This window comes from Mycolicibacterium confluentis (genome assembly GCF_010729895.1).
Classification (GTDB): Bacteria; Actinomycetota; Actinomycetes; order Mycobacteriales; family Mycobacteriaceae; genus Mycobacterium; species Mycobacterium confluentis.
The window spans coordinates 2,068,136-2,080,776 of sequence record NZ_AP022612.1; the positions used below are offsets into that span (position 1 = coordinate 2,068,136).

At 68.1% G+C, this 12,641-nt stretch carries 9 protein-coding genes; 3 read left to right on the forward strand and 6 right to left on the reverse strand.

What is annotated here, in order from left to right; genetic code table 11:
- The first annotated feature begins 24 nt into the window (after window positions 1–24).
- Window positions 25–1,386, forward strand: a complete 1,362-nt coding sequence (locus G6N34_RS09575) for a hypothetical protein (protein ID WP_085150585.1) — start codon at window positions 25–27, stop codon at window positions 1,384–1,386.
- Between the two features lies 1 nt (window position 1,387).
- On the opposite strand, the gene G6N34_RS09580 is transcribed toward G6N34_RS09575, so the two are convergent.
- The gene (locus G6N34_RS09580; protein WP_085150587.1) at window positions 1,388–2,065 is read right to left on the reverse strand and encodes an MBL fold metallo-hydrolase; all 678 of its coding nucleotides are present in this window, start codon (window positions 2,063–2,065) and stop codon (window positions 1,388–1,390) included.
- A gap of 113 nt (window positions 2,066–2,178) precedes the next feature.
- On the opposite strand from G6N34_RS09580, the gene uvrA reads away from it, so the two are divergent.
- On the forward strand, window positions 2,179–5,091 hold the full coding sequence (uvrA, locus tag G6N34_RS09585; RefSeq protein WP_085150589.1) for an excinuclease ABC subunit UvrA: 2,913 nt from the start codon (window positions 2,179–2,181) through the stop codon (window positions 5,089–5,091).
- Between the two features lie 4 nt (window positions 5,092–5,095).
- Here uvrA and G6N34_RS09590 read toward each other — a convergent pair whose 3' ends face one another.
- A complete protein-coding gene (locus tag G6N34_RS09590; protein ID WP_085150591.1) occupies window positions 5,096–5,362 on the reverse strand; it encodes a helix-turn-helix domain-containing protein in 267 nt (88 codons plus the stop codon).
- A 110-nt stretch (window positions 5,363–5,472) separates the two neighbouring features.
- Here G6N34_RS09590 and map point away from each other — a divergent pair, with 110 nt between their 5' ends.
- Complete coding sequence (gene map / locus G6N34_RS09595; RefSeq protein ID WP_085150658.1) at window positions 5,473–6,285, forward strand: type I methionyl aminopeptidase; 813 nt, start codon at window positions 5,473–5,475, stop codon at window positions 6,283–6,285.
- Here map and G6N34_RS09600 read toward each other — a convergent pair.
- From G6N34_RS09600 to lysX, 4 genes are all read right to left on the reverse strand, one after another.
- A complete protein-coding gene (locus G6N34_RS09600; RefSeq protein ID WP_085150593.1) occupies window positions 6,242–7,411 on the reverse strand; it encodes a winged helix DNA-binding domain-containing protein in 1,170 nt (389 codons plus the stop codon). The two genes, map and G6N34_RS09600, sit on opposite strands and share 44 nt — an antisense overlap.
- Window positions 7,412–7,414: 3 nt before the next feature.
- On the reverse strand, window positions 7,415–7,744 hold the full coding sequence (locus G6N34_RS09605; protein ID WP_085150595.1) for a hypothetical protein: 330 nt from the start codon (window positions 7,742–7,744) through the stop codon (window positions 7,415–7,417).
- Window positions 7,745–7,780: 36 nt separating this feature from the next.
- On the reverse strand, window positions 7,781–9,253 hold the full coding sequence (locus G6N34_RS09610) for an alpha/beta hydrolase (protein WP_179965737.1): 1,473 nt from the start codon (window positions 9,251–9,253) through the stop codon (window positions 7,781–7,783).
- A 63-nt stretch (window positions 9,254–9,316) separates the two neighbouring features.
- Entirely contained in the window at window positions 9,317–12,598 is a 3,282-nt protein-coding gene (lysX, locus tag G6N34_RS09615) for a bifunctional lysylphosphatidylglycerol synthetase/lysine--tRNA ligase LysX (protein WP_085150597.1), read from the reverse strand.
- Window positions 12,599–12,641 lie beyond the last annotated feature (43 nt).

The window sequence follows — 12,641 nt, forward strand, 5'->3', positions numbered from 1 at the left end:
CGTCGGCGGATTTAACGTGCCGACATGCAGGTCAAACTGGAGGTCGGCGCGGGCAATGGCTCAGTCGAGGGCCGGCCCAGTGTCGCGCCGGTCGCCGACTCCGAGTTCGGCATCGGTGATCTGAGCCGCCCACTGCGGGGGATGCTCATCGTCTGGGTGGGCCTGTGCACGGCGGTGGTGCTCTGGCTCGCATTCGAGAATGCGACGTTGACCACCGAGGTGTGGGATCTGATCGGCACAGTACTGCTGTTCGGAATCGGCATCACGTGCGCGCTCGCACTGGTGGCGATCCTTCGGCGCTCCACCAGCGCACTGATCGTGACGCTGGTGAGTCAGCTGTTCATCATCACGTTGGCGGGTTACGTGTGGTTGGTTGACCATCGCAGCCCGGTGAGCCAACTGCTGGGCGTGACAGGGGTGGCGCTGGCCGCCGGCGCGATCTCGGTGCTCTGGGTGTGTCACCTGGGTCGCCACGCGGGCAGTGCGGTCACCAAGGGTGCGGCGTTGGTGGCGGCGCTGTTCCCGCTTGTTGGTCTTGCCCAGTTCTGGATGCAGACGGACTACCTGCCCCGGAGTTCACGGCCGCTTGTCAATGTGCAGGCCGAGTTGACGCCGATGGGCTCCAGCGGGCCCATCGTGCACGCTCTCGCGAAGGTCACCCTGCACAACCGCGGTACGGTGCAGGCCGACATGCGCGGTGGCGTCATGGGGGTCGTGTCGTTCCCGCGGGACACCCCCACGCGGGAGCCCACTCGGGACGCGGTGGCCGCGGGTGTGAACCCGTTCTTGGGTTTTGCGGGCGTTGACTTCCGCCTGCAGCCCAGTGGGTACGACGAATCCCGGCTCCTCTACGCCGAGAACTTCGCCTCGCTCGGCACATTCCTGGCTCCCGGAGGCACCGAGGTGTATCAGGCGATCGTCGACATTGATACGCGGGTCGACCGGCTTGCCAGGTTGTCTGTGTACGGCGTGCTGGTGACACAGCGCGCCGTCGAGGACACGATGACGTGCTACGACCCGCAGTACTCGTACACCTACGATTCGATTGAGTTCCAACTCAATGCGCGACAGTCCCACGAATGGATGCCAGGCACCCACGTCCTGTGCTCAGACACACAGATCGCCTCCACGGGCGTCGTCCACGACCTGGTGTCCGACCATCCCGTCCTGCGCGTGCTTCACGTGATCGACAGCCCATTCCTGGACGCGCCGGTCATACTTCCGTTCTTCGGGACGAGGGACGCGATCGAGGATCCGCTGTCGCACATCGACTCGTTGGACAAGGGCGAGAAGGCCAACCCTTCGACCATGATCTGGGCCTCCGCCGAGTACGCGCCCAGCGACGCCGACGTGTCCGGCGGCGCGGTGTCCGGCGGGAAGCCCTGACTCACCAGCCGCGTTCGCGCCACTCCGCGAGATGAGGCCGCTCAGCACCCAGCGTGGTGTCGTCGCCGTGGCCCGGATACACCACCGTGGAGTCGTCGTAGACGTCGAACACCTTGGCGCTCACATCGTCGAGAAGCCGCTCGAAGTCGCCGGGCTGCCAGGTCTTGCCGACCCCGCCCGGGAACAGGCAGTCGCCGGTGAACAGGTGGGTGACCCCGCCGGTGGCGTCGCCGGACAGGGCCAGGGCGACCGATCCGGGCGTGTGGCCCTGCAGGTGGATGACGCCGAACGTGAGTTCGCCGACCGTGACGGTGTCGCCGTCGGCCAGGATCCGGTCCGGGGTCACCGGCAGCGGTTCGGCGTCGAGTTCGTGCGCCGCGGTCGGGGCCCCCGTCGCGGCGGCCACCGCCTCGAGGGCCTGCCAGTGATCGAAGTGCTGGTGGCTGGTCACGATCAGCGCGACATCGGGGGCATGTTCGCGGATGACCTCCAGCAGGGTGTCGGCGTCGTTGGCGGCGTCGATCAGCAGCGTCTTTCCCGTCGCGGAACACGTGATCAGGTACGCGTTGTTGTCCATGGGGCCGACCGAGACCTTCAGGATGGTCGCTCCGGGCAGCGCGCGTCGCGCCCCGGCGCCCGTTTCGACGTGACCGGTGTAGGTGTCCGCGATGGTGGTCATGGAAATCACGCTACTGGCCGCTGAAGGCTTGTCGGTAGGGGCACCTAGCATGGACGAGGGTCGGGGAAGGCCGATGGGCATGTCCGTCGGGGAAGTACTGAGAAAGGGTCCGGGTGGCTGACCGCCTCATCGTCAAGGGCGCGCGCGAACACAATCTGCGCAGCGTCGATCTTGACCTGCCTCGTGATGCCCTGATCGTCTTCACCGGCCTGTCCGGGTCGGGCAAGTCGTCACTGGCCTTCGACACGATCTTCGCCGAGGGCCAGCGCCGCTACGTCGAGTCGCTGTCGGCCTACGCGCGCCAGTTCCTCGGCCAGATGGACAAGCCGGACGTCGACTTCATCGAGGGTCTGTCCCCGGCGGTGTCCATCGACCAGAAGTCCACCAACCGCAACCCGCGGTCGACGGTCGGCACCATCACCGAGGTGTACGACTACCTGCGACTGCTGTACGCGCGGGCGGGCACGCCGCACTGCCCGGTCTGTGGTGAGAAGATCGCCCGCCAGACGCCGCAGCAGATCGTCGACCAGGTCCTGGCCATGGATGAGGGCCTGCGATTCCAGGTGCTCGCGCCCGTGGTCCGCACCCGTAAGGGTGAGTTCGTCGACCTGTTCGACAAGCTCAACAGCCAGGGCTACAGCCGTGTGCGCGTCGACGGCGTGGTGCACTCACTGACCGATCCACCGAAGCTCAAGAAGCAGGAGAAGCACGACATCGAGGTCGTGGTGGACCGCCTGACGGTGAAGGCCTCCGCCAAGCAGCGCCTCACCGACTCGGTGGAGACCGCGCTGGGCCTCGCCGACGGCATCGTCGTCCTGGAGTTCGTCGACCGCGAGGATGACCATCCCCATCGCGAGCAGCGGTTCTCCGAGAAGCTCGCCTGCCCCAACGCTCACCCGCTGGCGGTGGACGACCTCGAACCGCGATCCTTCTCCTTCAACTCGCCCTACGGTGCGTGCCCGGAGTGCATCGGCCTCGGCATCCGCAAGGAGGTCGACCCGGAACTCGTGGTGCCCGATCCAGACATGACGCTGGCCGAGGGCGCCATCGCGCCGTGGTCGATCGGGCAGAGCGCCGAGTACTTCACCCGCATGATGGCGGGCCTCGGCGAGGCCATGGGATTCGACGTCGACACCCCGTGGAAGAAGCTGCCGGCCAAGGCGCGCAAGGCCATCCTCGAGGGCTCCGATCACCAGGTGCACGTCAAGTACAAAAACCGGTACGGACGTACCAGGTCGTACTACGCCGACTTCGAAGGCGTCATGGCCTACCTGCAGCGCCGCATGGAGCAGACCGACTCCGAGCAGATGAAGGAGCGGTTGGAAGGCTTCATGCGGGACATCCCGTGCCCGGAGTGCCAGGGCACGCGCCTCAAGCCTGAGATCCTCGCGGTCACGCTGGCCGCGGGGGACCGGGGCGCGAAGTCCATCGCCGAGGTCTGCGCGCTCTCGATCGCCGACTGCTCGGACTTCCTCAACGCGCTGACCCTGGGCCCGCGTGAGCAGGCCATCGCGGGTCAGGTGCTCAAGGAGGTGCAGTCCCGGCTCGGGTTCCTGCTCGACGTCGGCCTGGAGTATCTGTCGCTTGAGCGTGCGGCGGGCACCCTCTCCGGTGGTGAAGCGCAGCGCATCCGGTTGGCCACCCAGATCGGGTCCGGCCTGGTCGGGGTGCTCTACGTGCTCGACGAACCGTCGATCGGCCTGCACCAGCGGGACAACCGCCGGCTCATCGAAACCCTCACGCGGCTAAGGGATCTGGGCAACACGCTGATCGTCGTCGAGCACGACGAGGACACCATCGCGCACTCGGACTGGGTGGTCGACATCGGACCGGCGGCCGGTGAGCACGGCGGCACCGTCGTGCACAGCGGCACGTACGCGGATCTGCTGAAGAACCCGGCGTCGATCACGGGCGCCTACCTGTCGGGCCGGGAGAGCATCGCGGTCCCCGAGATTCGCCGCCCCATCGACAAGCGCCGGCAGTTGACGGTCGTCGGTGCCCGCGAGCACAACCTCAAGGACATCGACGTCTCGTTCCCGCTCGGGGTGCTGACGTCGGTCACCGGCGTGTCCGGTTCCGGCAAGTCCACGCTGGTCAACGACATCCTGGCGACCGTGCTGGCCAACAAGCTCAACGGTGCCCGGCAGGTGCCGGGCCGGCACACCCGGATCAACGGCCTGGACAACCTCGACAAGCTGGTGCGTGTCGACCAGTCACCGATCGGGCGCACGCCGCGGTCCAACCCGGCCACCTACACCGGCGTCTTCGACAAGATCCGCACGCTGTTCGCGGCCACCACCGAGGCCAAGGTGCGCGGCTACCAGCCCGGACGATTCTCGTTCAACGTCAAGGGCGGTCGCTGTGAGGCCTGCTCGGGTGACGGCACCATCAAGATCGAGATGAACTTCCTGCCCGACGTGTACGTGCCGTGCGAGGTGTGCCACGGTGCGCGCTACAACCGCGAGACGCTCGAGGTGCACTACAAGGGCAAGACCATCTCCGAGGTCCTCGACATGTCGATCGAGGAGGCCGCCGAGTTCTTCGCGCCGATCACCGGCATTCATCGCTACCTCAAGACCCTGGTGGACGTCGGCCTCGGCTACGTCCGCCTCGGGCAGCCCGCACCGACGCTGTCGGGCGGTGAGGCGCAGCGCGTGAAACTCGCGGCCGAACTGCAGAAGCGCTCCACTGGGCGGACGGTCTACATCCTCGACGAGCCGACCACGGGCCTGCACTTCGAGGACATCCGAAAACTGCTCAAGGTCATCAACGGCCTTGTCGACAAGGGCAATTCGGTGATCGTCATCGAGCACAACCTCGATGTCATCAAGACGTCGGACTGGATCGTCGACATGGGACCCGAGGGCGGCGCCGGTGGCGGCACCGTCGTCGCAGAGGGCACGCCAGAAGATGTGGCCGCCGTGCCGGAGAGCTACACCGGCAAGTTCCTCACCGAGGTGTTGGAGGCCAAACCACCGCAGCCCGCACCCAAGAAGGCCACCCGCAAACGCAAGGTCAGCGCGTAGGCGGTCAGCCGGTCTGCTGAAGGTCCTCGCGTTCGAGGCAGATCTCGGCGAGTTCGTCGAGTGACAGGCCCAGTGCGCGCGCCAGGGCCGCCACCGCCGTGAAGGACGGGGTTGCCAACCGGCCGGTCTCAATCTTGCGCAGCGTCTCGGGGGAGATCCCGGCTGCCTCGGCCACGTCGGCGAGCGTGCGCTCGCCCCGCGCGTCGCGCAACTGCTTGCCGATCCGCTTACCGGCGGCGAGCTGTTCTGCGGTCAGGGGGAGTCGCACCATGGGAGCCACCCTACCTCGATCCGGTATGAAAATACCGATCTGATCGGTTAGGCTGGTATTTTCATACCGCTCTTGGCCCCAGGGTCGTGATTGCAGAGGAGGCCGCCCCGGTGTTGGAACTGAAGACACCTCAAGAGATCGCGGCGATGGACGTCACCGGAAGTTTCATCGCCGAACTGCTCGACGATCTCGCGCAGCGCGCCCGCCCGGGGGTCAACCTGCTCGACCTCGAACACCGCGCCAGGGACCTGATCGCCGAACGCGGCGCCGAATCCTGCTACTGGGACTACGCTCCCTCGTTCGGCAGCGGACCGTTCCGCAACGTCATCTGCCTGTCGGTCAACGACGCTGTCCTGCACGGACTTCCGCACGACTACGTCCTGGCCGACGGCGATCTGCTGACGATGGACATCGCGGTCTCCATCCACGGCTGGGTCGCGGACAGCGCCCGCAGCATCATCGTCGGCACGCCAAGGCCTCAGGATCAGCGTCTGATCAGGGCCACCGAGGAGGCCCTCGCGGCCGGCATCTCGGCGGCCCAGCCGGACAACCGCCTCGGCGACATCTCCGCGGCGATCGGCGCCGTGGCCGCCGACTACGGATACCGGGTCAACACCGACTTCGGTGGCCACGGACTCGGGCGCACCATGCACGAGGATCCGCACGTCCCGAACGTCGGGCGCGCGGGGCGGGGGCTGCGACTGCGGCCGGGGCTGACGCTCGCGCTCGAACCGTGGTTCGCCGCAGGCACCGACAGAATCGTCTACGACCCCGACGGGTGGACTCTCCGCTCGGCGGACGGATCCCGCACCGCCCACAGCGAACACACCATCGCGATCACCGACGGCGCACCGTTGGTGCTGACTCGCCGCGAGCGGGTCACCGAGCAGACTTCGACAGCGGCGACGGGAACCGCGGGCTGATCCGGGTGCCGTCCAGCCAGGCGGTCAGCTCGTCAGCCTTGCGGGACAACGCCTCACGGCCCTGTCGGCCGATGTCCTCGAGCAGTGTCACCTCGACGCGCGCATCCTGGTTCTGATGCCAGCCGCCGACGATGCGGCCGTTCCACCACGCGGTCGGTCCGGCGTTGCCGTTGGTGTCGAACACATGCGGCTTGTGGTCGCCCAGATACCAGTCCCGCTGCGCCCAACCCATGGTCGCCACGTCCAGTCCGGGCAGCAGTGCGGCCCACGGCTTGGGCTGCGGATCGTCGTCGAGGTCGGTGGGCAGCACGTATCCCGGCGTCCCATCCAGGTCGACTTCGACGGCCTCGACCGCGGCGAGGGCCTGGCGCGTGGCCGTCAGTGTCGTGCCGAACCACCACTTGATGTCGGCTTCGGTGGCTGGGCCGAAGGCATGCAGCCAGCGTCGCACCAGGTCGTCGCGCGCCGCGAGGTGGTCGGCTGGTTCGGCGGGCCGGCCCAGCCAGCCGCCGGTGCTGACCCACCGGGGACGCGAGTTGGTCCACGTACTGTCGTTCGGGCCGCGGACAAGCTCACCGTTCGCCGACAGGAACGTGAGAATCCGTGGCGCCAAATGAGTTTGACCACCCCACCGTTTGCCGGGCGCGGGGTCGTAGGTGCCCGCCAACTCGGGCAGTGCGGCGCGCAACTCGGCACTGCTGGCGTGCTCGTGCACACCGAGGTGACGGTGAACGGCACGCGCCGCGGTCTCCAGCCACGCCGCGCCGTCGTTGGCCACCCCGGCCTTCTCGACGTCGGCGATCAGTTTGCGCCGTTCGTTGTCGGCGACCCGGTCACTGGCCGCGGACTGCACCACCTCCAGCTGGTCGCTGGGCAGCACCCACAGCGTGCGTCGCATGGCGAGGTGCTTGACCACCGATCGTCGTTCGTAGAGTTCGGCGTCGAGGTGCTCGACCCGGAACTCCGGCACCCGGGCCCACAGCGAGAGGTACGGCGTCGCCGGGTCGGTGGCGTGCAGGCCCACCACCGACCGCGTGAGGTCGGTGATGCCGGGCGCGGGGCCACCGGTCAGAAAGTGGCGCTGCGCCAGTCGAGCACGTCGCTGCTCGGGGGAGAAGGTGCGCACCGCTCAGGCGCGTCCCTCGTCGGAGTCGTTCTGCTTCATCGACTTCCGGATCTGCTCGAGGCGTTCGGCGGCCGCCTTCTGGCGCGCCTCGTACTGCTCCTCGACCCGGCGCGCCTCGGCGGTCTCGGAGGCCAACTCGTGTGCCCCGAGGGAGGTGCCGTACCGAGTCTCGATCTTCTCGCGGACCGATTCGAAGGTGGGAACGCCGCGGTCGGTGTAACCGGGATCGGGGAGCGGCGCGGGTGCTGCACCGGGCGGCGTCTGCGCCGGCGGATCATCGGCGGCCTGAAAGCTTTCCGGCGCGTCCCGGGGTGTGGGCTCCTCATCGGGCATGGCTCAACAGTAGCGCCGATCAGATGCCGGTTCCGGTCACTTCCCGGCGGCGGCGAGAGGCTCCCGGTCCACGACGGCCTCCGTGGCCGGCGTCGCGGTGGTCACGCTGTGCCCGGGCAGCGCCACAGCCGGGGCGCCAGGGGTGCCGACGGCTCCTGCGAGCCACGGCAGGGCCGCGGTGAACGCGCGGGAGGCGAACGGCCAGTCGTGCTTGCCGGGCTGGGCCACCACCGCGCACGCGATGCCGTTCGCGCTGCCCAGCGCGCACAGCGAATTGGCTGCCGTGGTCTGATCGCCCGGGTCGCCCGTCGCGTCACGGCCCCCGACTCCGACGGCGTCCCCGGCCGCGGCAGCGCCCATGCCGGAGCGAGGTTTTTGCGGGTTGCCGGAGATCGCGAACCACCCGGACACCGCCTGATACGGGCCGTGCCTGGTGATGACGGAGGTGGGGTCGTAGGAGGCCCAGGCGGCCGCGTCACCGCCGAAGAGCCGCTGAATGGTCTGCGCCTTGGTACCGGAGTTCGGCGCGAGGTCACCGGCGATGTCGACGAACGAACTGAACATGTCGGGATGCATCGTGGCCAGGTCCACCGCACACGTGCCGCCCATGGACCATCCGACGACGCCCCAGCTGGCTCGGTCCGCGCTGACACCGAACCTGGACTCCACAAACGGCGCAACGTCTTTCGTGAGGTGATCGGCCGCGTTGCCGCGCGGGCCGTCGACGCACTCCGTGTCGTTGTTGAACGCGCCTCCGGAGTCGACGAAGACGAACACCGGCGCGTTGCCGCCGTGCGCCGCGGCGAACGTGTCGATCGTGGTGATCGCGTTGCCCGCGCGCAGCCAGTCCGCCGGGGTGTTGAACTCGCCGCCGATCATCATCACGGTCGGCAGCTTCGGCGGCGGGGTGCTGGCGAACCACGCCGGCGGCAGGTACACCAGTTCACCGCGATGCTTGAACCCGGACGCCGTCGAGGGGATGCTCACGGGCACCACGCTGCCCCTGCTCGGCAACGTGTGGCGCTCTTGGGACTGCTCGGCGGTCGTGACGATCGAGGCCTGATCGGTCTGGTCGGGCAATGGCCCTGCGGTCAACTGGTTCCACGCGGTCTGCACGGTGGGGAAGTAGCCCACCCAGAAGTTGAGCGCCAGGCCGGTGCTGAGCAGGCACAGTGGCACCGACAGCAACGCCATACCCCGGCGCCACCACTGCGTGCGATGCCAGCCGAGCACCAGCACGACGACCGCGGCCGCGCTCACGGCGATCCACACCCAGAGGCGGTGGGGTGCGGGGTCGCTCGTCAACCCGTCGGAGGCGATGCGCCAGTAGGACCATGCCGCCGCACCCACCCCCGCCAGCGCCGCCGCAGGCAGGCACAGCAGCCGCCACCTGCGACTGCGCCACCCGATGGCCAGCAGCAGCACCGCCACCGTGAGCGCCTGGACGGTGAACGGCACCCAGCCGTGCATCAGGGAGATGTGATGCTGCAACGGTGTCACGAGAATCATCGTGAACCGCGATGCTTACCGCCCGCTGTGAACTGCCTGCCTGCCTCGGCGGTCGACTGCCAGCTACCGCGGTTTGGCCAACGGGAACGGCAGGGTCTCGCGGATGCTGCGGCCGGTGATCATCATGACGACGCGGTCGACACCCATCCCGAGACCGCCGGTGGGTGGCATCGCGTACTCCATGGCCTGCAGGAAATCCTCGTCGAGCTCCATGGCCTCGGGATCGCCGTCGGCCGCCAGCAGCGACTGCGCCTGCAGCCGACGCCGTTGTTCGACTGGATCGGTCAATTCGCTGTAGGCCGTGCCCAATTCGACGCCCCAGGCCACCAGATCCCAGCGCTCGGCGACACCGGGCCGGGACCGGTGCGGTCGGGTCAGCGGCGACACCGACGTCGGGAAGTCGGTGTAGAACGTCGGAGCTTCGGTGCGGTCTTCGACCAGGTGCTCGTACATCTCGAGAACGACGGCCCCTTCGTCCCAATGGGTCTGATAAGGGATCTGCGCCTGATCGCACAGTCGGCGCAGCGTCGCGAGGTCGGTGTCCACGCCGACGGCCTCGCCGAGCGCCTCGGACACCGCCTCGTGCACGGTCTTGACCTGCCACGCGCCCGAGATGTCGACCGGTTCCAGGGTGCCGTCGTCGCGGGGACGCATCACCACGTGCGCGCCGTTGGCGGCCAACGCGGCGTTCTGGATCAACTCCCGGCAGCCGTCGATCCACACCAGGTAGTCCGCGTGCGCCTGATAGGCCTCCAGCAGCGTGAACTCGGGGTTGTGGCTGAAATCCACCCCCTCATTGCGGAACGCCCGCCCGAGTTCGAAGACCCGTTCCACGCCGCCCACGCAGAGCCTCTTGAGGTACAGCTCCGGCGCGATGCGCAGGTACAGGTCGAGGTCGTAGGCGTTGATGTGGGTGACGAACGGCCGCGCGTTGGCGCCACCGTGGATCTGCTGCAGGATGGGCGTCTCGACCTCGAGGAAACCCTTGCCGAACAACGTCTCTCGGATCGCGTGCAGCACCTGACTGCGCGCCCTGATCAGGTCACGGGACTCGGTGTTGATCGCGAGGTCGACATAGCGCGTCCGCACGCGGGCCTCGGAGTCGGTGAGTCCCTTCCATTTGTCGGGCAGAGGACGCAGACACTTACCCGTCAGCCGCCACTTCCGCACGAGCACCGAGCGGGTACCCGAGCGGCTGACTCCCATCGTGCCGCTGACCTCGACCAGATCGCCGAGGTCGATCGCCGCGGTGAAGTCCGCGGTCCCGGACGCGGTGTCCATGATCGAACTGTCCAGCAGCAGCTGAACGTCACCGGACCAGTCCCGCAGTGACGCGAACAGCACGCCGCCGTAGTCGCGCAGGCGCAGGATCCGGCCCGCGACCGTGACCTCGGCGCCGTCGGCCTCGTCGAGTGCCTGGGCGATCGTGTGGCTGGGTGCGCTGCCGACGGGGTACGCGTCGACGCCGGCGGCCTGCAGCGTCCTGAGCTTGTCCATCCGGACCCGGACCTGTTCGGGCAGGCGGCCTCCGAGATCCTCGGCCGCGGACTCGGGCGCCGGCAGCGTGGCCGGATCGACCAGCGCCTGCGGCGCCGACGTGTGGTGGCCGGTGTGCTGGCGGTTGCGCCTGCCGAACGGCAGCACCAGGAATCCCTCGGCGATCACCGAGGCCACCCCGACGCGCGGGACCAGGCGGGCGTCCTCGTAACAGGCGTAGCGCGGCACCCACTCCGGTAGATACTTCATGTTCGACCGGTACAGCGTCTCGAGCTGCCACCAGCGCGAGAAGAACACCAGCAGGCCGCGCCACAGCCGGGCCACCGGGCCCGCGCCCAGTTGGGCGCCCTCCTCGAACGCCGACCGGAACATCGCGAAGTTCAACGAGATTCGGCTGATCCCGAGATTCTCACCCTGTAGGCACAACTCACTGACCATCAGTTCGATGGTTCCGTTGGGTGATCCGGGGGAGCGCCGCATCAGGTCCAGCGACACTCCGTTGGTGCCCCACGGCACCAGCGACAGCATGGCCACGACCTCTGCGTCGTCGCCGCGGACGGCCTCGACCAGAAGGCAGTCGCCGTCGGCGGGGTCACCGAGACGGCCCAGCGCCATCGAGAATCCGCGCTCGGTCTCGGTGTCGCGCCAGGCGTCCGCCCGCGTGACGACCTGACTCATCTCCTCGGTGGACAACTCCCGGTGCCGACGGATACGCACCGTGAGTCCGGCGCGACGGGCGCGGGTCACGGCCTGACGCACGGGTTTCATGTCGGGGCCGGACAGCTTGAAGAGGTCGGGGTGCAGGATGGCTTCGTCGCCGAGTTCCAACGCCGACAGGCCTGCATTTCGGAAGGCCTGTGCCGCAGTGGAACTGGCACCCATGACGCCCGGTGCCCACCCGTAGGTCTGGCACAGCCGAAGCCACGCCGCAATCGCCTGCGGCCACGCGCGCGGGTCGCCGATCGGATCACCGCTGGCCAGACACACCCCGACCTCGACCCGATAGGTGATGGCAGCGCGCCCGTCGGGCGCGAAGACCACCGACTTGTCGCGGCGGGTGGCGAAGTAACCCAGCGAGTCGTTCTTCCCGTACGCGTCGAGCAGTCGTCGGATGGCGGTCTCGTCGTCACTGGTCAGCGCGTTGTCGGCGCGTTGGGACTGGAACAACACGATGGCCGCGGCCATCAACGCGAGCGCGCCGAAGAGGCCGAGCATCGCGTTGACGAAGACGTGCGGGTGGTGCCCGTTGAAGAGGTCGGCGTCGACGCCTGCGAAGAAGAACACCCGGTTGGCCGCATATCCCAACCGCTCGCCGCGTTCGAGGTTGCCGGGGAACAGCTCCAGCAGGCCCCAGCCGACCAGGATGCCGATGGCCATCCCCGTGAGCAGGACCGCAGCGGCCTTGAGCAGCGCGCCGCGGCGCACCCGTGCCCAGAACTCATTGCGGGCCAGCACCAGCAGCACGATCGCGGCCACGTGCACCACGAGGCCGATGACCTCACCTATCTCAGCCAGGAACGATTCGTCGCCGGTGAGCAGGTCGCCGAGGTTCACCCCGATGGCCGCCACCATGTACAGCAGCAGAATCCACCACGCGATTCGCTTGCGGGCGGCCAGTGCCGCGGCCAGCAGGGCCAGCACGAAAGCCCACGCGAAACTTGTGTCCGGGAAGTTGAAGAGGTAGTCGTTGACGAACTCTCGGGGGACCCGGATGAGCCCCCGAACGGATGACGACACACTGGCGATCAGGGAGAGTGTCGCGATGACGCCCACCGTCCAACCGGTGGCAGCGGGCACCCAGTGGAATCTCGAGGCGGCCTGTGTCACAGGACGCGCGGTGACAGTCATAGGCCGCAACGATATTCGCAGTGGGGGCCGATGTGGCGTTGGA